Annotated in this window: 17 protein-coding genes; 15 read left to right on the plus strand and 2 right to left on the minus strand. The window is 64.7% G+C overall.

All coding sequences use genetic code 11. The features are described from left to right. From VFB18_RS04580 to VFB18_RS04645, 14 genes are all read left to right on the plus strand, one after another. Positions 1-1,006: glycine cleavage T C-terminal barrel domain-containing protein (locus VFB18_RS04580; RefSeq protein ID WP_324971468.1), on the plus strand; the 1,006-nt coding region annotated here is incomplete at its 5' end. Further along, positions 999-1,610, plus strand: a complete 612-nt coding sequence (locus tag VFB18_RS04585; RefSeq protein ID WP_324971470.1) for a sarcosine oxidase subunit gamma — start codon at positions 999-1,001, stop codon at positions 1,608-1,610. The genes VFB18_RS04580 and VFB18_RS04585, both read left to right, overlap by 8 nt. Positions 1,611-1,746: 136 nt before the next feature. Then, positions 1,747-3,756 (plus strand): hydrogenase 4 subunit B, encoded by a 2,010-nt coding sequence (gene hyfB / locus VFB18_RS04590; RefSeq protein WP_324971472.1) that lies wholly within the window; start codon positions 1,747-1,749, stop codon positions 3,754-3,756. Beyond that, a complete protein-coding gene (locus VFB18_RS04595) occupies positions 3,747-4,703 on the plus strand; it encodes a respiratory chain complex I subunit 1 family protein (RefSeq protein WP_324971475.1) in 957 nt (318 codons plus the stop codon). Before hyfB ends, VFB18_RS04595 begins: the two co-directional genes overlap by 10 nt. Further along, on the plus strand, positions 4,704-5,366 hold the full coding sequence (locus VFB18_RS04600; protein WP_324971477.1) for a hydrogenase-4 component E: 663 nt from the start codon (positions 4,704-4,706) through the stop codon (positions 5,364-5,366). Continuing rightward, positions 5,363-6,802 (plus strand): hydrogenase 4 subunit F, encoded by a 1,440-nt coding sequence (locus VFB18_RS04605; protein ID WP_324971479.1) that lies wholly within the window; start codon positions 5,363-5,365, stop codon positions 6,800-6,802. Before VFB18_RS04600 ends, VFB18_RS04605 begins: the two co-directional genes overlap by 4 nt. A gap of 4 nt (positions 6,803-6,806) precedes the next feature. Beyond that, positions 6,807-8,321, plus strand: a complete 1,515-nt coding sequence (locus VFB18_RS04610; RefSeq protein ID WP_324971481.1) for a hydrogenase expression protein HypE — start codon at positions 6,807-6,809, stop codon at positions 8,319-8,321. 9 nt (positions 8,322-8,330) lie between these two features. Further along, positions 8,331-8,843 (plus strand): NADH-quinone oxidoreductase subunit B family protein, encoded by a 513-nt coding sequence (locus VFB18_RS04615; protein WP_324971483.1) that lies wholly within the window; start codon positions 8,331-8,333, stop codon positions 8,841-8,843. Positions 8,844-9,107: 264 nt separating this feature from the next. Continuing rightward, on the plus strand, positions 9,108-9,791 hold the full coding sequence (locus VFB18_RS04620) for a response regulator transcription factor (protein WP_324971485.1): 684 nt from the start codon (positions 9,108-9,110) through the stop codon (positions 9,789-9,791). After that, positions 9,784-11,205, plus strand: a complete 1,422-nt coding sequence (locus VFB18_RS04625; protein WP_324971487.1) for a HAMP domain-containing sensor histidine kinase — start codon at positions 9,784-9,786, stop codon at positions 11,203-11,205. Before VFB18_RS04620 ends, VFB18_RS04625 begins: the two co-directional genes overlap by 8 nt. Before the next feature lie 78 nt (positions 11,206-11,283). Beyond that, a complete protein-coding gene (locus tag VFB18_RS04630; RefSeq protein WP_324971489.1) occupies positions 11,284-11,856 on the plus strand; it encodes a thermostable hemolysin in 573 nt (190 codons plus the stop codon). Then, entirely contained in the window at positions 11,849-13,315 is a 1,467-nt protein-coding gene (locus VFB18_RS04635; RefSeq protein WP_324971491.1) for an AMP-binding protein, read from the plus strand. The genes VFB18_RS04630 and VFB18_RS04635 overlap by 8 nt, the downstream gene beginning before the upstream one ends. A gap of 31 nt (positions 13,316-13,346) precedes the next feature. Then, positions 13,347-14,018: an iron-containing redox enzyme family protein gene (locus tag VFB18_RS04640; RefSeq protein WP_324971493.1), complete on the plus strand. Its 672-nt coding sequence runs from the start codon at positions 13,347-13,349 to the stop codon at positions 14,016-14,018. Continuing rightward, on the plus strand, positions 14,008-14,871 hold the full coding sequence (locus VFB18_RS04645; RefSeq protein ID WP_324971495.1) for an SDR family NAD(P)-dependent oxidoreductase: 864 nt from the start codon (positions 14,008-14,010) through the stop codon (positions 14,869-14,871). The genes VFB18_RS04640 and VFB18_RS04645 overlap by 11 nt, the downstream gene beginning before the upstream one ends. Before the next feature lie 111 nt (positions 14,872-14,982). On the opposite strand, the gene VFB18_RS04650 is transcribed toward VFB18_RS04645, so the two are convergent. Together VFB18_RS04650 and VFB18_RS04655 are read right to left on the minus strand one after the other, a co-directional pair. Next, positions 14,983-15,636 carry a class I SAM-dependent methyltransferase gene (locus tag VFB18_RS04650; RefSeq protein WP_324971498.1) on the minus strand — a complete coding sequence of 218 codons (654 nt, stop codon included), beginning with the start codon at positions 15,634-15,636 and terminating at the stop codon, positions 14,983-14,985. Next, positions 15,636-16,217, minus strand: coding sequence for a tetratricopeptide repeat protein (locus VFB18_RS04655; protein ID WP_324971501.1), 582 nt, complete (start codon positions 16,215-16,217; stop codon positions 15,636-15,638). Before VFB18_RS04655 ends, VFB18_RS04650 begins: the two co-directional genes overlap by 1 nt. Positions 16,218-16,588: 371 nt before the next feature. On the opposite strand from VFB18_RS04655, the gene VFB18_RS04660 reads away from it, so the two are divergent. Continuing rightward, positions 16,589-18,424, plus strand: a 1,836-nt coding sequence (locus VFB18_RS04660) for a propanediol/glycerol family dehydratase large subunit (RefSeq protein WP_324971504.1), incomplete at its 3' end; no start/stop codon positions are given.

The following is an 18,424-nucleotide window of genomic DNA, read 5'->3' on the forward strand; positions in this document are numbered from 1 at the left end:
CTCGACGCTCGGCAAGATCGACGTGCAGGGACCGGATGCCGCCTGGTTCCTCAACATGGTCTACACCAATGCCTGGTCGAAGCTGGAGCCGGGCAAGTGCCGCTACGGACTGATGTGCGGCGAAGACGGCATGGTCTTCGACGATGGCGTTACCAGCCGCATCTCCGAGAACCATTTCCACATGACCACCACGACCGGCGGTGCGGCGCGCGTGCTGGCTTGGCTCGAGGAATGGCATCAATGCGAGTGGCCGGAGAAGAAGGTCTATTTCACCTCGGTCACCGAGCAATGGGCGGTCATGGCGATCGGCGGCCCGATGGCGCGAAAGCTGCTCTCGGAAGTCGCCCCCGATCTGCCGCTCGACGACGCCTCCTTCCCGCACCTTTCGTTCCGTGAAGGCAAGGTGGCAGGCGTGCCGGCACGGGTCTACCGCATCACCTTCACCGGCGATCTCTCCTACGAGATCAACGTGCCGCCCTCCTACGCCCTCCACGTCTGGCGTGCCTTCATGCAAGCAGGCGAGAAATATGGCATCACGCCCTATGGCACCGAGGCCTTGCACGTGCTTCGGGCCGAGAAGGGCTTCATCATCGTCGGCCAGGATACCGACGGCACGATGACGCCGGGCGATCTCGGCATGGACTGGATCGTGGCGAAGTCGAAACCGGACTTCATCGGCCGCCGCTCCATGCTGCGCTCCGACACCAAGCGCCCGGACCGCAAGCATCTGGTCGGTCTCCTGACCGAGGATCCGAGCATCGTCATCCCCGACGGCGCGCAGATCGTCGAGCATGTGAAGGACCGGCCGCCGATGACCATGCTGGGCCATGTCACCTCCAGCTATTGGAGCCCGAGCATGGATCGCTCGATCGCCATGGGAGTCGTCAAGAACGGGCGCAATCGGCTCGGCCAGCGCCTCTTCGCCTGCTGGGACGACAAGCGCGTGCCGATGCAGGTGACCGAGCCAAAATTCTTCGATCCCGAGGGGAAGCGCATCAATGGTTGAGACCTATCAACGCCGCAGCGCGCTCGCCCATTTCAGCCTGAACGCGCTTGCGGGCCAGAGCAGGCCGAACGCCGGGATCACCATCGGCGAGATCGCGCATCGTGCCATCATCAACATTCGCGGCAATGCCGGCGACCTGGTCTTCAGCACCGCCGTAAAGGTCGCGACCGGCGTCGATCTGCCGGTCGAGGCGAACACGGTCAGCGCCGCGGACGACATCCGCATCCTCTGGCTCGGCCCGAATGAATGGTGGGTGGTGGCCGATGATGCCAAGCGCGAGGAGCTGATCGAGCGCCTGCGCCAGTCCTTCGCCGGCCAGCATACGGCGGTAACCGACGTCTCCGAGAGCCGCACGGTCATCACCATCGCCGGTCCAGCCGCGCGCGACGTGCTGGCCCGCGGTATCAGCCTCGATCTCCATCCCCGCGCCTTCGGCCCTGGCCAATGCGCCCAGACCGGGATGGCCAAGGCCAACATCGTTCTGCACCAGGTTGGCAATGAGCCGAGCTACGAGATCTACATCCTGAAGAGCTTCGCCGATTACCTCTGGCGCTGGATTGGGCTGGTGGCCGAGGATTTCGGCCTGGCCGTGAAGGCCGAATAGTCCGCAAGGTAGCTAGTTTCCCTTATTGCCCAAGGCGTTCCGGGGCGATTAGCTGACGGATGGGATTCCCGACCGCAGCCGACTCAATGATTCTCCGGGTGCTTCGCTCTCCGGCCTGGCGACCGGCCTTCGCCTGATGGCGTTGGTCGCGATCCTGTGCCTTATCGGCATCCTGCTGCTGACCATGATGGTCGGCATGCTGCCTACACCGCGCGCGGCAAGGATCGCCGTCTACGCGATCTCGACCGGCGCTTGCGCGACTGTCTCCTGCCTCGCCGCCCTGGCCCTGACCGGGGTGACGCCCCTCGGAGAGACTCTAGTCCTACCGCTTGGGCTACCCTGGATCGGCGCGCATTTCCACCTGGATGCCTTATCGGCGGGTTTCCTGGTCATCGTCGGCGTAGCCGGGACCTTCGCAAGCCTCTACGGCATCGGTTATGGCCGCCATGAGTCCGAGCCGCATCGCATCCTACCTTTCTATCCTGCCTTCCTCGCCGGCATGTGCCTGGTCCCGCTCGCCGACGATGTGTTCTCGTTCCTGTTCGCCTGGGAGCTGATGTCCCTCACCTCCTGGGCGCTGGTGGTCTCGCACCACAACGATGTCGAGAATCGGCGTGCCGGCATCCTCTATCTGATCATGGCGACCTTTGGGACACTGGCTCTCCTGCTCGGCTTCGGCCTGCTCGCCGGCCCTTACGGCGACTACGCCTTCGATGCAATCCGCACCCACGCGACGCATCCGCTGATCGCCGACCTAGTCTTCGCGCTGGCGATCCTGGGCGCCGGATCCAAGGCGGGCTTAGTGCCGCTGCATGTCTGGCTACCGGCCGCACACCCCGCAGCGCCCAGTCATGTTTCCGGCCTGATGAGCGGCGCCATGACCAAGGTCGCGATCTATGCCTTCATTCGCATCGTCTTCGACCTCGCCGGCACGCCGGCCTGGTGGTGGGGCACGACGATCATGGTGCTAGGCGCGGCCGGCGCGCTGCTCGGCATCCTGGCGGCACAGATGGACCGCGATCTGAAGCGGATCCTCGCCTTCAGCAGCGTCGAGAATATCGGCTTCATCTTCGCCGGGCTTGGCCTCGCGCTCGCCTTCCGCGAGGAAGGTCTCGCCTTCGCCGCCGCCTTGGCGATGAGTGCTGCCTTGCTCCACGCCTTCAACCACGGTCTGTTCAAGACCCTGCTCTTCCTCGGCGCCGGCGCCATCCTCACCGCGACCGGCGAGCGTGACATCGACAAGCTCGGCGGTCTCATACACCGCATGGGTGCGACCGCCCTCACCTTCCTGATCGGCGCCGCCGCAATTTCTGCGCTGCCGCCGCTGAACGGCTTTGCCTCGGAATGGCTGACATTCCAAGCGATCCTCCTCAGCCCCTCGCTTTCCCATTGGGGATTGCGTCTGGTTGCACCGGCGATGGGCGCTGCGCTGGCGCTCGCCGCAGTCCTTGCTGCCGCCGCATTCGTGCGTGCCTTCGGCATCTCCTTCCTCGGCCGTCCGCGTTCGAAAGCGGCGGAGAACGCCCACGAGGTCGATCGCTTCTCGCGCACGGCGATGTTTGCGCTCGCGGCGTGCTGCATCGTCGTCGGCGTGGTGCCGGGAGTCTTCGTCGATGCACTGGCGCCGATGGTGCGGCTGGCGACGGGCGCCACGCTGCCGGCACAGCTCGATCAAGCCTGGCTGTCGCTGGTGCCCAACCCCCAGGCCGGCAGCTCCTATAACGGACTGATGGTGTTCCTGTTCATGATCGTGACCGCAACACTGGGTGCGGGCCTGATCCATCGGCTGTCCGGCCGCAAAATGCGCCGCGCCGATGCTTGGGATTGCGGCTTCCCCGACCCCAGCCCGATCACCCAATATACCGGCGGCAGCTTCGCCCAGCCGGTGCGACGCGTGCTCGGCGACTTCGCCTTCAAGGTGACCGAGACGGTGGAGATGCCACCGCCCGGCGAGCCGACCCCGGCGCGCATCGTCGTGCAGCTCCGCGACCCGATCTGGGAATTCGCCTACGCCCCGGTGACTCGTGCCGTCGACTGGGTCGCCGACAGACTCAACCCGATTCAGTACATGACCATCCGCCGCTATCTCGGCATGGTCTTCACCGCACTCATCTTCCTGCTGCTGGTGCTCGCGGTATGGCAATAGTCCCGGCCCTCATCGTCCAAGGCGGCCAGATGCTGCTGGTGCTGCTGCTGGCGCCGCTGCTGACCGGCTTCGTGCGCAAGGTGAAGGCCCGGCTGATGCGGCGGCGCGGGCCGCCGCTGATCCAGCCCTACCGCGACCTCTGGCGGCTGATGCGCAAGGAGGCGGTGCTGGCGGAGAACGCGTCGTGGCTGTTCCGCGTCGCGCCCTACCTGATCTTCGCCTCGACCTGGGTGGCCGCGGCGCTGGTGCCGACCTTCGCCACCGGGCTGATGTTCTCCTGGTCGGCTGACCTCATCGCCATCATCGCCCTGCTGGGCAGCGCCCGCTTCTTCCTGGCGCTTGCCGGCATGGACGTGGGGACCAGCTTCGGCGGCATCGGCTCGTCGCGCGAGGTGATGATCGCCTCGATCGCCGAGCCGGCGATGCTGATGATCGTGTTCACGCTCGCGCTGGTCGTTGGCTCGACGCAGCTCTCCACCATGGCCGGCTACCTCGCCTCTGGCGAACAGGGCCTGCGCGTCTCGCTCGGCATGGCGTTGATCGCCTTGATCATGGTCGCAATCGCCGAGAACGCCCGTATCCCCGTCGACAACCCGGCGACGCATCTCGAGCTGACAATGGTGCACGAGGCCATGGTGCTTGAATATTCGGGGCGCCATCTCGCCCTGATCGACCTGTCGGCCGAGCTAAAGCTCCTCGTCTATATCTCCATCATCGCCTGTCTGTTCATTCCCTGGGGCATCGCCGCAGGCAACGCCGCGCCACAAGCGCTCGTGATCGGCATCGGCGCCTATTTTGCCAAGCTCGCCGCTTGCGGCTTCCTCCTAGCCGTCTTCGAAACGTCGATCGCCAAGATGCGCGTGTTTCGCGTGCCCGAGTTCTTGGGTGCCGCGCTGATGCTTGGCCTGCTCGCCACCTTGCTTCTGTTTGTGTCGCGGAGCCTCTAGATGAACGCACTCACCTTCGATGTCGCGCATCTGCTCGCGGGCTCGCTCGTTCTGGTGAGCTTCATGCTGCTCTACCAGGATCGGCTCTATGCTCTTCTCAACACCTACGCCCTGCACGCGCTCGTTCTCGCTCTTGCGGTGGCCTCGCAAGCCTATGCCCAGCACGCGCCCCATCTCTACATCACCGCCGCCATCGCTCTCGTCTTCAAGGCCATCGTCATCCCGGTTGCCCTGCACCGGATGATCGTCAAGCTCGGCATTCATCGCGAAATCGAGACGGTGGTCGGCATCGGCCCGACCATGCTGCTCGGCATCGGCCTCGTTGCGCTGTCCATGGTGGTGATCCTGCGCGTTACGCCCGAGGCAGATCCGCTTGCGCGGGAAGATCTCGCTTTCGCCCTTTCGGTCGTGCTGCTCGGGCTGTTGATGATGGTGACGCGGCGTAATGTCGTGAGCCAGGTGGTCGGCTTCATGTCACTCGAGAACGGCCTGGTACTGGCCGCGACCGGCGCGCGCGGAATGCCGTTTGTGGTCGAGATCAGCGTGGCCTTCTCGATCCTGATCGCGTTCATCGTGATCGGAATCTTTCTGTTCCGCATCCGCGAGCGGTTCGACACGGTCGACATCCATGCGCTCGACCGCTTCCGGGGAGAGCGGCCATGAACGTCAATGCGGTAACGGCCGTCCTTGCCATTCCTGCCGGTGCGGCGGCGCTGCTCGCGCTCCTGCCGGGATACTGGCTTTCCGCCCGGCTCAATGTGCTCGCCACGCTGCTCACGTTTCTCGCCGCGCTCTCGCTCTTCTTCGAGCGCCCGCCGACCGGGCCTTACGTCTTGATCGACGACTTGAACAACGTGTTCATCGTAGTCACGACCTTTGTCGGCTTCACCACCAGCGTCTTCAGCGCTAGCTATATCGAGCACGAGCTCGAAACCGGTAGGCTGACGCCCGCCTTCCTCCGCTTCTATCACGCCATGTATCAGGTGCTGATGTTCGCGATGAATCTCGCGCTCGTGACCAACAATATCGGCGTGATGTGGGTCGGCATCGAGTTCGCCACCCTTACCACTGTGCTGATGGTCGGCATCTACCGCACGCATGAGGCCCTGGAAGCCGCCTGGAAGTATTTCATCCTTGGCAGCGTCGGCATCGCCCTCGCCCTGTTCGGCACCATTCTGGTTTACATGGCCGCGGCTCCGGTGATCGGCAGCGGTCCCGACGCCATGGTCTGGACGGATCTCGTTGCTCATGCCGACTCCTTCGATCCGGCCTTGCTCAATCTCGCCTTCGTGTTCCTGCTGCTTGGCTACGGCACCAAGGTCGGCCTCGTGCCGTTGCACGCCTGGCTTCCGGACGCCCACGCCGAAGGTCCGACGCCGATCTCGGCGGTGCTGTCGGGGCTCCTCCTCAACGTTGCGCTCTACGCACTGCTCCGCTTCAAGATGCTGCTCGCGGCCAACCCCAACGCGCTCGCTCCCGGACCGCTGATGATTGGCATGGGGCTCGTCTCCCTCCTGTTCGCGGCGTTCATGCTTTACCGCCGGCGGGACATCAAGCGCATGTTCGCCTACTCCTCGATCGAGCATATGGGCATCGTCACCTTCGCATTCGGCATGGGCGGACCGCTCGCCAATTTCGCCGGACTTCTGCACATGACCCTGCATTCGCTGACCAAATCGGCGATCTTCTTCGCGGTCGGCGGCATCGCCCAGGTGAAGGGCACGCAGAAGATCGCTGACATGGGCGGATTGACCACCACCAACCCCCTGCTTGGTTGGGGCCTCGTGCTCGGCGTCGTGGCGATCGCCGGGCTGCCACCGCTCGGCATTTTCACCAGCGAGTTCCTGGTGGTGAGTTCGACCTTCGCCCGCGAACCGCTGCTCGCGCTTCCTCTTGCGCTCGGCCTCTTGGTCGCGCTCGGCGCGTTGTTTCTGCGACTGAACGCAATCGCTTTCGGCGAGCCTCGCGGTCAAATCCATAAGGCCAAGGGCTCATATCTTCCCATGTTCGCGCATCTCGGCCTCGTTCTCAGCGCGGGCATCTATCTGCCGGGTCCGCTCGTCGTTTGGTTTCAGAACGTCGCAAGACTGCTTGGGTGATGCGATGGCGGCATTGAGCGACATTATCGGCAACGGGCGTAGAGTGGAGGCTCATCGTCCCTGGCCGCGCATCGTCGTTTCCTCCGACCTGTGGCAGGCCGCCGTGCGGCAGTTCGTGGATGCAGGCGCAACCATGCTCGGTCTGTGGGGCGAACCTGGCGCCGTGCATCTCGCCCTGACCGACGAGCCGCCCAGTGAGGTTGCTGTCGTCACCTTGGATTGCCCGACCGGGGGCAAATTTCCCTCGGTCGGTGCGCTTCATCCGCCGGCGATAAGGCTCGAGCGCGCGCTGCGCGATCTCTACGGCCTGAAGCCGGTTGGGCTTCCCGATGCGCGGCCCTGGCTCGATCTCGGCTTTTGGGGTGTAACGCAGCCCTTGGGGCGCGGGCGGAAGACACGCGGCAAGCAGGGCCCTTACAGCTTTCTGCCGGTCGAAGGCGAGGGCTTGCACCAGATCCCGGTCGGTCCGGTCCATGCCGGCATCATCGAGCCGGGGCATTTTCGCTTCACCGCCAACGGCGAGACGGTGGTGCGGCTCGAGGAGCGGCTCGGCTATGTGCACAAAGGCATCGAATCGCTGCTGCGCGGCGCAAGCCTCGAGCAGGGCGCGCGGCTTGCCGGCCGTGTCTCGGGAGACAGCACGGTTGCCTATGCGCTCGCCTTCGCGCGCGCCGTCGAAGCTGCGCTCGAGGTCGAGGTGCCTCCGCGCGCGGTCTGGCTCCGGGCGCTGATGGCGGAGCTCGAGCGCATCGCCAACCATTTCGGCGACATCGGTGCAATCTGCAATGATGCGGCCTTTGCGCTGATGCTGGCCGAATGCGGCATCTTGCGCGAGCGCACCTTGCGCGCCGCGCATGCCTCCTTCGGCCACAGATTGATGATGGACCGCATCGTGCCCGGCGGGCTCGCCCAAGACCTCAACCCCGGAGGCTTGGCCCGCCTCGGCTCGCTTCTGGAGTTCGTGCAGCGCCGCTTCCCCGAGCTTATCGAGATCTACGACAACACCGCCTCTCTCCAGGACCGCACCGTGGCGACCGGTTACCTCGCCCCGACCTTGGCGCGGGCCTTCGGCGCGGGCGGCTATGTCGGGCGCGCCTCTGGTCGCGCTTTCGATGCGCGCAAAGCGTTTCCCTATCCGCCCTACGACGCGCTGAAGTTCGAAGCGCCGGTCCGCGACGACGGCGACGTCAACGCGCGGGTATGGATCCGCATTCGCGAAGTCGAACAGAGCCTCAAGCTGATCGAGCAGATCCTGGAGCAGCTTCCCGGCGGCGCCGTGCGGGCCGAGATCGAGCCGCTGAGCGAGGGGCGCGAGGGGCTCGCCGTCGTCGAAGGTTTCCGCGGCGATATCCTCGTCTCACTGCGAATCGCAGGCGGCAGAATCGAGCGCTGCCACTTGCGCGATCCGTCATGGTTTCAGTGGCCGCTCCTCGAAGCTGCGATTGAAGGCAACATCGTCGCCGACTTCCCTCTCTGCAACAAGTCGTTCAACTGCTCCTACTCGGGCCACGATCTTTAGGAGACGGCGGTGCGAAGACTGCTCTTCAAGAACCTCCTGCGCCGGCCGCTAACCGAAGCCGCACCCGCGCCGGACGACGCCGCCCTCGCCGAGCTTGCGGCGCGACTTGACCGCGTTTCACGGCGCAGGCTTGGCCGCAGCCTCGCCATCCGCGAGGTTGATGCCGGTTCGTGCAACGGCTGCGAGCTCGAGATTCACGCGCTCAACAACGCCTTCTACGACCTCGAGCGCTTCGGCCTGCGCTTCGTCGCCTCCCCGCGTCATGCCGATGTGCTGCTCGTCACCGGTCCTGTCACCAAGAATATGCGCGAGGCGCTGGCGCGCACCTATGCGGCAACCCCCGACCCGAAATGGGTCGTGGCCGTGGGCGACTGTGCCGTGGATGGCGGCATTTTTGCCGGAAGCTACGCAGTGGAGGGCGGAGTCTCTCAGGTCGTTCCGGTCGACCTGCATATCCGCGGCTGCCCGCCGGAACCCGTTGCCCTTCTTAAGGGCCTGCTCGCGCTCATCGAAGGCGCTTAACCGGCTCGCAGGGTCAGGCATGACCGGCCGCAAACCGGGCCCTTTCGGCAGGCTGCGACAAAATCACCGGGCGCTCATCGTGAAATCGCTGACCTAGATCAAAACCGCCAGGCGCGTTCCTGAGAGTTGGTCTTTTGGCCGACTTCCAGCCGTAAGGTTGGCGTAATTCGCTCATCATCTTCTGCGCGGGCGGGAGGTACAAGACCCAGGCGCGGGCTTTACGTCCTGGCTGACTGCGCGTTCTGGCCGAATTGAGGGCAATAGATGCGCCTCTTGCTCATCGAAGATAATCAGCGTCTCGCCGATTACCTCGGCACGGCGCTGCGAAACGCTGGCTTTGCAGTCGACACCGTGGGCAACACGGCGGATGCGGAAGGCGCGCTTGCCACAACCCATTATGATACCCTGCTTCTCGATCTCGGCTTGCCGGATCGGGACGGCCTCGAGTGGCTCGTCGAGCAGCGCCGCAGGCAAATGACGCGCCCGGTTCTCGTCCTGACCGCGCGCGACAGCCTGGAGGATCTCGTCGCGGGGCTCAACCAGGGCGCCGACGATTATCTGCGCAAACCTTTCGAGGTCGATGAGCTGATCGCTCGGGTGCGTGCCCTTCTGCGCCGGCCGGGCGAAGCGCTCGGCGTCAAGCTCACCGCCGGCAATGTGTCCTTCGATACGAGCGACCGCGAGGTGACCGTCAACGGTATCCCCATCGAGTTCGGCCGCCGCGAGATGGACGGCCTCGAGCTGCTCATGCGGCGGGCCGGCCGCGTGGTGCCGAAAGCGGCGATCGAGGATGCGATCTATTCGTTCGGAGAAGATCTTGCCTCAAATGCCATCGAAGTCCTCGTCCACAGGATACGCCGACGCTTGCAGGATGCCGGGGCAGATATGCACATCCACACGTTGCGTGGCGTGGGCTATGTGCTCACCGACAAATCAGCCGGTGCCTAGCCCGCAAACGGTCAGCGCCTCGCTGTGGCTTCGGCTGATCGTCGGCCTCGTAAGCGTGAGTCTGCTCGCCGTGGGCGCGGCGAGCGTAGCCCTCTACGTTCGTTTCAAGGCGAAGAATTCCGAATTTCGCGAGCAGACGTTGCACAATCAAGCCGCCCTCATTGCAGACTATTTGAAGAAGGCTCAGGAAGGTCCGCTTACACTTCCCCCTTACGTCGTCGAGGAATTCAAGGCGAACAGCGGCCGCTTCGCCGTGGTTGATCGCGAGGGAAGATTGCTCGCCGCCTCGGAAGGAGTCACCGCGCCGCTTGCCGCGATCAATACCGAGAAGACGCGTGATTTCTTCGTCCTCGAGCCCGAACAGGAGCGACCCTATTTCGGGCTGTCGGTCAGGGCGCCGTTCGCCAACCGAATCGTTTGGGTCCAGGTCGCCTTCCACACCGGGAACATCGTCTATGACAGCGTGCTCGAGGAATTCGTCCAGGACATAGCCTGGATCTGGATTCCCTTCGTCGCCGTGCTGCTCATCGTCAATCTCATCGTGGCGCGCATAGGAACGACGCCGCTCCGCGTGGCGGCGCGACAAGCGTCCGCGATCGGGCCGGGCTCCGTCTCGATGCGCCTCACCGAGGCGGGACTACCGGCCGATGTCCACGCGCTCGTCAGCGCTGTCAATCGCGGTCTCGATCGGCTGGAGACGGCTTTCGACGCCCAACGGCGCTTCATTGCCGATGCCGCGCACGAGCTCCGTACGCCGGTCGCGGTGCTGAAGGCGCATATGGGTATCCTCGCCAAATTCGAGGGCCACGCCGAGTTGGTCGAGGAGATCAGCAGCCTGGAACGGCTGGTCAATCAACTCCTCGACATCGCCCGGCTCGACGTGCTGCAAGTCGAGGATGGCGACGTGGCGAATCTCACGGAGGTCGCGACCGGCGTCGCCTCCCATCTCGCGCCGGCGGCGATCAACGCACGGCGGTCGATCGAGGTGATTGCGCCCGACGATCCGGTATGCATCAGGGGCGCGCGCGACTACCTGTTCAGGGCGCTTCGCAATATCGTGGAGAATGCGTTGCGGCACACGCCGGAGGGGACCACGGTTTCGATCATGGTCGAGGCCGACCCGCCCGCGCTCAAAGTCGCCGACCGCGGCCCCGGAGTTGATGCCGATCAGAGGAATGCGGTCTTTCGCCGCTTTTGGCAGGGAGGGCGCGATCAAAAAGGCGGCGCGGGCCTCGGACTCGACATTGCGGCCCGTACCGTGGTGGCGCATGGCGGGACCATTTCGGTCGGCGACGCGCCCGAAGGCGGTGCACTTTTCACCATGCAATTCCAGGCCATGACAGACGGCCCGGCTAAGCCGAACGGACCCCTCCGCGAGTTCCAGCTGGCGCCGCAACCCGTTCAGGGATTGTGATCTTTTGGCGGCTGTAAGGCGTCTGTAAGCGCCTCGCCTGACCCTCCCCTCGCGCTATGACTACGGGGGAATTCGTTGATGCGGGCAACAATAATTCCGCGTGACGACCGTTTGCGGCCAAAGGCGGAAGAGCTGATCAGGAAGGTCTACGCGCAGCATTACGGGGCGTACGTTACAACCTTCCCCGACACGCTGGTCGCGAAGATCACCGCCGATAACGGCATCGAATGTGCAGCGGGTTTGCGCTTCGCCGCCGACGGTTTTTTTTCGGAGGCTTATCTGGATACGCCGATCGATGTGCTTTTGTCGGCGCTGCGCCATCAGTCCGTTCGCCGCGAGAAGATCTTCGAGGTCACGTCGCTCGCCAGCAGCGCGCCGCATCTGACCGGCTCCTTCCTTCGCAAGATCATCGCCTGCGGCGAAGCGGCGGGCTTCGAGTGGGCCTTCTTTACGGCCACCGAGTCGCTCAAGACGTTGCTCGAGCGTCTTGGCCTGCCGCTCCTCTTCCTTACCGACGCCGAACGCTCGCGCGTGGCGAATCCGGATACGTGGGGCAGCTACTACACGCTCTTCCCGCGCGTCTACGCCGTCCACCGCGACGGGATCGTGACCCGTCGCGGCGGGCTCGCAAGAGCGCCGATTCATGGTTGAGCTTCTGCAGGCGTTGGATGAGGGCCTACGCTATCGCCGCGGCGTCGTGGCGATGTCGGACGATCATGGGACCGTAACGGGCGATGATCTCCTCGCCCGTATCGCCGGCCTTGCCGAAGAGTTCGGTCCTCTTCCCCGGGTGGTCGGTCTTCTCGGGCATAACGGCACCGACTGGGCTCTGGGCCTGCTCGCCGCGTGGAAGGCGGGCAAGACCGTCGTCCCCTTTCCGACCTTTTTCAGTCAGCTCCAAGTCGAACATGTGCTCGGCGACGCAGGCATTTCTCACCTGATCGTTACCGAAAGCGCCGCGAGCATGGCGGCGACCCTCGGTGTCGGCATCACGACGATCTCGAGCCGGCGCGCCGACACGCATCATCCCCTCGCGTCTGACGCCGGCTTGATCGTCTACACCTCCGGCAGCACCGGCAGACCCAAGGGCGTACGCCTCCGCATCGAGCAGATCGATTGGCAAGCACGCGCTCTTGCCGAGGCCATTGATGCAAGCCCGGCCGACGTCAACCTCTCGCTGTTGCCGCTTGCTCTGCTGCTGGAAACGATAACGGCAATCTGCGTTCCGGTCTTGGTCGGCGCGCGCACGCATTTCGCTTCCGCCGTGGCCGAAAATGTCGGCGCGGGCCGGGCGGTTGACCTGCTCGGCGCATTCGAGGCCGTGCGTCCGACGACGGCCGTTCTCGTCCCGCAACTGCTGTCGGGGCTCGTCGCCCAGCTCGAAATGCGCAAAGCCCATGCGCATGAAAGCTTGCGCTTCGTCGCCGTCGGCGGCGCTCGCGTATCGGAAGCGCTTTCGGCGCGCGCATGGGCGCTCGGCATCCCTGTTCATGAGGGCTACGGCCTCACCGAATGCTGCTCGGTCGTGGCCGTCAACCGGCCCGGACGGCGGAGGCCAGGAACCGTCGGCGAGCCGCTCGATGGCGTCGAAATGCGCATAGAAGGCGGCGAGATTGTCGTGAGCGGTCCCACGGTCATGGAGGGGTATCTGCATGGCCCCCGCACCAATGGGCGCTGGCGCACCGGCGATCTCGGGCAGCGGGACGACGATGGCTTCCTCACCGTCTCGGGGCGCAGGGACAATCTCATCGTCACCGCCAACGGCCGCAACATCTCGCCGGAATGGATCGAGGCGATGGTGTCGAGCGATCCGCGGGTGGCGGCCTGCGCCCTGCTCGGCCAGGGCATGGACCATCCACACCTCCTTATCGTGCCGTCCCACCACGGCGAGGAGTGGCTGATGGAGTCGCCGCGCGCCCATATTCAGCTCTGGCTCGAAAAAATGTGCGCCGAGGCGCCGAGCTACGCGGTACCGAAGGATTTCGCCGTCTGCCCCGGCGGGGAAGCAAAGCGCATCGGCCTTCTCACCTCGAACGGCCGTGTCGTGCGTGAGGTCGCGGTCGCTCTCTATCCGGAACTCAAGCTCGCGAGGCGTTCCGCCGCCGCGTGAGTCGACGATCCCAGCACCAATGGAGGGAAAGATGTTGTTTTACGATCGACTCATTGCCGAGACCGAGAGGGAACGGATCGGATTCGTATCGATTCCGCTGATCAGCGAGGCGGTGCGCTCAGGCGCCTCGCGCGAGCTCTATCTCGATTTTCTCGCTCAGGCCTATCACCACGTTAAGCACACCTTCCCGCTGCTTGCTCTCGCCGCCGCGCGCACCAAGGACGAGGCCTATCAGGATGCCCTTTTCGAGTACATGGAGGAGGAGCGCGGCCACGAGAAATGGATCCTGAATGACATTGCCGCGATGGGCGGCGACGCCGATGCGGTCAGGAACGGTGTGCCCGGGATCGCCTGCCAGGTCATGGTCGGCTATACCTATTACGCCATCGAGTGGATAAGCCCCTATGCCATGCTCGGCAGCGTGCACGTGCTCGAGGGCATGTCCACGCTTCTCGCCGACAAGGCCGCCGACGCCATTCAGCGCTCGCTCGGGGCGAGCGGCAAGGAGGGATTCTCCTACCTTCGCTCGCACGGCGCGCTCGACATCGAACATGTCGCCTTCTTCAAGACGCTTGTGAACGGCCTCGCCTGCCCGAGGGCCCAGCAGATCGTGATCGACGCATCCAAGGTCTTCTACCGGCTCTACGGCGACATTTATCGCGAGCTCCAGATGCGTCATGCCGTCATAAGTCATGCGGCTTGAGGGCAAACGCGCGCTGATTACCGGTGCCGGCTCGGGTATCGGCAGAGCGCTCGCCATCGAGGCGTCCCGGCTCGGCATGACGGTCGCGCTGTGCGGGCGCCGCGCCGAGCCGCTCCATGCCACCTTCGCCGAGATGAAGCCTTCGGGCCATCTCCGCCTGCGCGGCGACGTTACGGTTCCGGCGGTAAGGCGCGGCATTCGCGACTATCTCTGGCGGGAGTGGGGGAGCCTCGATGTGCTGGTCAACAATGCAGGACTCGTTCCGGTCGGGCCCCTGTCCTGCACAACCGACGATGAGCTCGAACGCGTGATGCTGACCAACGTCGTGGCGCCGCTTGCCTTGAGCCGAGAAATGCTGCCGCTCCTCAGACGCGCCGGAACCTCGCGCATCGTCAATGTCGGATCGGTGCTGGGCGACATCCCCTACCCGCTGTTCGCGGCCTACTCGGCCTCGAAATTCGCCGTGCGCGGCCTCTCGATCGCGATGCGCCGAGAACTCAAGCCCTACGGCATCGGCGTGACCTATGCCGCGCCGCGGGCGACCAAAACCGGTGCCTCCGATGCGATGAGCCAGTTGGTCGAGCCACTACAGATGCGCCTCGACGATCCTTACTCCGTCGCCAGTCGAATCTGGCGCGCCGTCGGGCAGGACCTGGACAGCGTCTACGCCAAGGGACCGGAGCGCCTGTTCGTGCTTGCGCAGCGGCTTCTCCCCAAGATCGTCGACCGCGCGATCTCGACGCAAATGCTGGACGAGCGGGTGCGCGACTATCTCAAGAAAACGCACGAAGCAGCCCGGAGCCGGAACGTTGTCCACCCTGCGAGAGCCAATGGAAGGGAACCCAAGCTATGAGATACCTGGCTTTGTGCGCGCTTCTCGTGCTGCTCGGCTGCGCGCAGCAGCAGCGCGACCTGCCGTCATCATCTATCTCGTCGTCTTCGGCGCAACATTCCGGATGAGGCGTTAGTCCTTTGCCGCGACGGCGAGAAGTCCGCTGACGCCAAAGCCCGCCTCGGCATCGTTGATCCTGATTTGATCCTTCCGGAACCCTCCCTCGGTGAGGAGAGCGGCAAGCCGCCTCCGATCGAACAGCCGGTGTGAATGGCTTCCCGCAAAGGGCCACCGTCGCATCGCCGATCCATGCGTGGCGTAAATGACGAGGCGACCTCCGCTGCGCAACACGCGATGCGCTTCGCCCGCCGCAGCAGCGGACATGAAATACGCCACGTTCACCGCAAGTACGGCGTCGGCCGATCCATCCGCAAACGGCAGCTTCGTGAAATCGCCTCTCACCAGCGCCAGGCGTCCTTTGTCGAGCGCCCGGCGATTCCGGCGCGCGGCCTGCGCGAGCATGGCCTGCGACCAGTCGAGCCCCGTGACGCGTTCGACTCTCGAGTCACTAAGGAGCGCGCGCAGCGCGTGACCGGGCCCGCATCCCAATTCGATGAGCCTCTCGTGCGCATGGAGGCCGAGCGCGGCAAGGGCAAGCGCATTCGGTCTGGCGTTGGCGAATCCCATCAGGCGTCCGGCCAACCGGCCGGCAAGACCTGAAGGATTGCGCAACTGGCCGCCGGCGCCCTCCCAAAAGGCGCCGAGCGGCGGCCACGGTCCCCGCACTAGTTGGCCGCCTGCGCCTGCGCCTTGGCCATCAGCTCCTTGATGACGGCGCGGCGGTTCTTGTCCCACAGCGGCCGCTTCGGCTGCGGCGGAAGCGCCAGGGCATGCTTGAGAACCTTGTAAGCCGCGGCATATTCGTGCTGGCTCATCAGGTAGTCGGCGTAGAAGTAGTTCGCGTCCATGCCATTCGGCGCTAGCGATACGGCCTGCGTCAGAAGTTGTCGCGCCTTGTCGTTATCGCCGAAGCCGAAGGGGAAACCCGGCACGCGGTAATAGAGCACGCCGAGACTCGTGGGCGCCCCGGCATCGAGCGCCGCCGGGTCTTTCTGGTATGCCTCCTCGAGGATGGCTTTCGCCTTCTTGGCATAGCCCATGGCGCTCAGCGTGTTCGCCATGCCCGCCTCTTCGCTGGTGACGATGCCCTCCCAAATCAACGGCTCCACCCGGCCAGGATATTTCTGGACGAGCGTCGCAGTAAAATTGGCGAGCGCGTCGATGTGCGCGAGCTGGTTCGGCGAGCCGTCCTCCTCGAACTTGATGTGCTCCCATTGCAGTTCGACCGAATGAATATCGGCGTCCATGGCCTTATTGCTGGAGGCAAACGAAGGGGCCTGCGCGAGGCAGGCGACGGCCGCTCCAATGAGGGCCGGCAAGAGCTTGTTTCGCATCGGATTTCCCCAGAGTGCCCCATCCCCGGAGAACCACAGAGCACGCCAGGCTTACGGCTCTCTTACGGCATTCTCGACTGGCCAAGCAGGTGAGGCCAAACGTTCGAATCCTGCCCGTTCCGCCGAAGCCGGCGCTTCTCCCGAATTGAGCGTACTCTCCGAAACTCGCGGAGGGGATCTGAGCGCCAACCAAAGTGGTCGCAAGCAACCCGCGGAGTTTTCCGGCGCCGCGAGAGTTCTCTATAGTCTGGGTTCGGAAGTCGATCTTACCCCGGGAGGACGCCGTGTCGGGAGAGCCGCGCACATTCGCCAATCGCTGGAAGCGCTTCTCCGATTGGGATGAGCGCCCCCTCAGACTCGACAAGTTCGCGGTCGAGGACGCGGAAAACGGCTTCGCGTCCTTTTCGAGCCGCCACGACCCGAAGCCTGGACTGACGCTCGGATCCGGCGGCGTGCACGTGTTGGACGGAGTCGAGGCGCGCGACTTCGACATGATCGACACGTTCATCGCCCGCTATCACATCGATCCCGAAATCGCGCCGGAGGCCATGGCGCTCCCCTCGCACGAGGTCGCGCGCATGCTGGTCGACATGAACGTGCCGCGCACCGATCTGGTGCGGCTCGCCCGCGGCATGACCCCGGCCAAGCTCGCCGAGGTCGTCGCCCAGCTGTCGTCTCTCGAGATCGCCTTCGCCTATGGCAAGATGCGCGCCCGCAAGACGCCGGGCAACCAGGCGCACGTAACCAACGCCAAGGACGACCCGCTGCAAATGGCCGCCGACGCCGCAACCGCGGTCGCCTTCGGGTTCGACGAGGTCGAGACCACCATGCGCGTCGCCCGCAACGCCTGGTCCAATGCCGTTGCCTGTGCCGTCGGGGCCGCGGTCGGACGCTGGGGGACGCTGTTTCAGTGCTCGAGCGAGGAGGCCGAGGAACTCCGGATTGGGATGGCCGGCTTTACCTCCTATGCCGAGACGGTCTCCGTCTACGGCACCGAGAAAAGCTTCATCGATGGCGACGACACGCCGTGGTCGAAAGCCTTTCTCGCGGCTGCCTATGCCTCGCGCGGCATCAAGATGCGCTGCACCTCCGGTGCCGGCTCGGAGCTGCTCATGGGCTTCCACGAGAAGAAGTCACTGCTCTATCTCGAGGCCCGCTGCCTCTGTCTTCAGCGCGCCATGGGCGTCCAGGGCACGCAGAACGGCGGCATCGACGGGGCGCCCGTCACCTGCACCGTTCCGGGAGGAATGCGCGAGCTGATGGCGGAGAACCTTATCGCGGTCTGGCTCGATCTCGAATGCGCCTCGGGCAACGATGCGCGCGCGACCGAATCGGAGATCCGCGTCGGAGCCAAGATCATGCCCTTCCTCATCGCCGGCTCGGACCTCATCTGCTCGGGCTTCGGCTCGATCCTGAAATACGACAATTCCTTCAATGCCTCACTCTTGAACGGCGAGGAGCTCGAGGACTACCTCGTGCTCCAGCGCGATTTCGAAGCCGACGGCGGTCTCACCCCCGTCGAGGAGACGCGCGTGCTCGCCTTGCGAACGCGCGCCGTCGAGGCGATCAGCGCCGTGCTCGAGGAGCTCAATCTTGGCCGGCCGACCGAAGACATGAAGATGAGCGTCGTCGCCGCGTCCGGGTCCGACGAAACCCGCAGCTATTTGCCGCGCGACGTCGCCCTCATCAGCGAGAGCATCAAGGAGCGCGGCATCACGGTCGTCGACGTGATCAAGGCGCTCGCCAGGCGCGGCTTCACCGAGGAAGCGGAGAATCTTCTCAAGCTCGTGCGCTTGCGCGTCTCAGGTGACTATTTGCAGACCTCCGCGGTGGTCCGCGACGGCCGCGTGCTTAGCGCGATCAACGATCCCAACGACTATCTGGGGCCCGGCACCGGCTACCGCGTGAGCGCGGAACGGCGCGAGGAAATCGTGGCGATCCGCGATGTGCTCACCCGCGAGGAGGTTCTCAGAGCCGAGAGCGTCCACAGGGCTGAGGAGGCGAAGCGCATCGCCTACCGCACGATGGGCACCGCTGTGCAAGGGAGCGATGCCCGCGAAGTGGTGATCGGCGTGAGTCCTGCCTTCGGCCTCAAGCTCTTCCAGACCGTCGCCGGTCAC

This window comes from Methyloceanibacter sp. (assembly GCF_035650995.1).
Taxonomy (GTDB): Bacteria; Pseudomonadota; Alphaproteobacteria; order Rhizobiales; family Methyloligellaceae; genus Methyloceanibacter.

Excerpts from the sequence above, each read along its gene's own strand:
- VFB18_RS04645 (WP_324971495.1), top strand. The coding sequence starts at position 14,008 with ATGCGGCTTGAGGGCAAACGCGCGCTGATTACCGGTGCCGGCTCGGGT.
- VFB18_RS04610 (WP_324971481.1), top strand. The coding sequence starts at position 6,807 with ATGGCGGCATTGAGCGACATTATCGGCAACGGGCGTAGAGTGGAGGCT.
- VFB18_RS04585 (WP_324971470.1), top strand. The coding sequence starts at position 999 with ATGGTTGAGACCTATCAACGCCGCAGCGCGCTCGCCCATTTCAGCCTG.
- VFB18_RS04595 (WP_324971475.1), top strand. The coding sequence starts at position 3,747 with ATGGCAATAGTCCCGGCCCTCATCGTCCAAGGCGGCCAGATGCTGCTG.
- hyfB (WP_324971472.1), top strand. The coding sequence starts at position 1,747 with ATGGCGTTGGTCGCGATCCTGTGCCTTATCGGCATCCTGCTGCTGACC.
- VFB18_RS04655 (WP_324971501.1), bottom strand. The coding sequence starts at position 16,217 with ATGGACGCCGATATTCATTCGGTCGAACTGCAATGGGAGCACATCAAG.
- VFB18_RS04620 (WP_324971485.1), top strand. The coding sequence starts at position 9,108 with ATGCGCCTCTTGCTCATCGAAGATAATCAGCGTCTCGCCGATTACCTC.
- VFB18_RS04635 (WP_324971491.1), top strand. The coding sequence starts at position 11,849 with ATGGTTGAGCTTCTGCAGGCGTTGGATGAGGGCCTACGCTATCGCCGC.
- VFB18_RS04600 (WP_324971477.1), top strand. The coding sequence starts at position 4,704 with ATGAACGCACTCACCTTCGATGTCGCGCATCTGCTCGCGGGCTCGCTC.
- VFB18_RS04640 (WP_324971493.1), top strand. The coding sequence starts at position 13,347 with ATGTTGTTTTACGATCGACTCATTGCCGAGACCGAGAGGGAACGGATC.
- VFB18_RS04630 (WP_324971489.1), top strand. The coding sequence starts at position 11,284 with ATGCGGGCAACAATAATTCCGCGTGACGACCGTTTGCGGCCAAAGGCG.
- VFB18_RS04605 (WP_324971479.1), top strand. The coding sequence starts at position 5,363 with ATGAACGTCAATGCGGTAACGGCCGTCCTTGCCATTCCTGCCGGTGCG.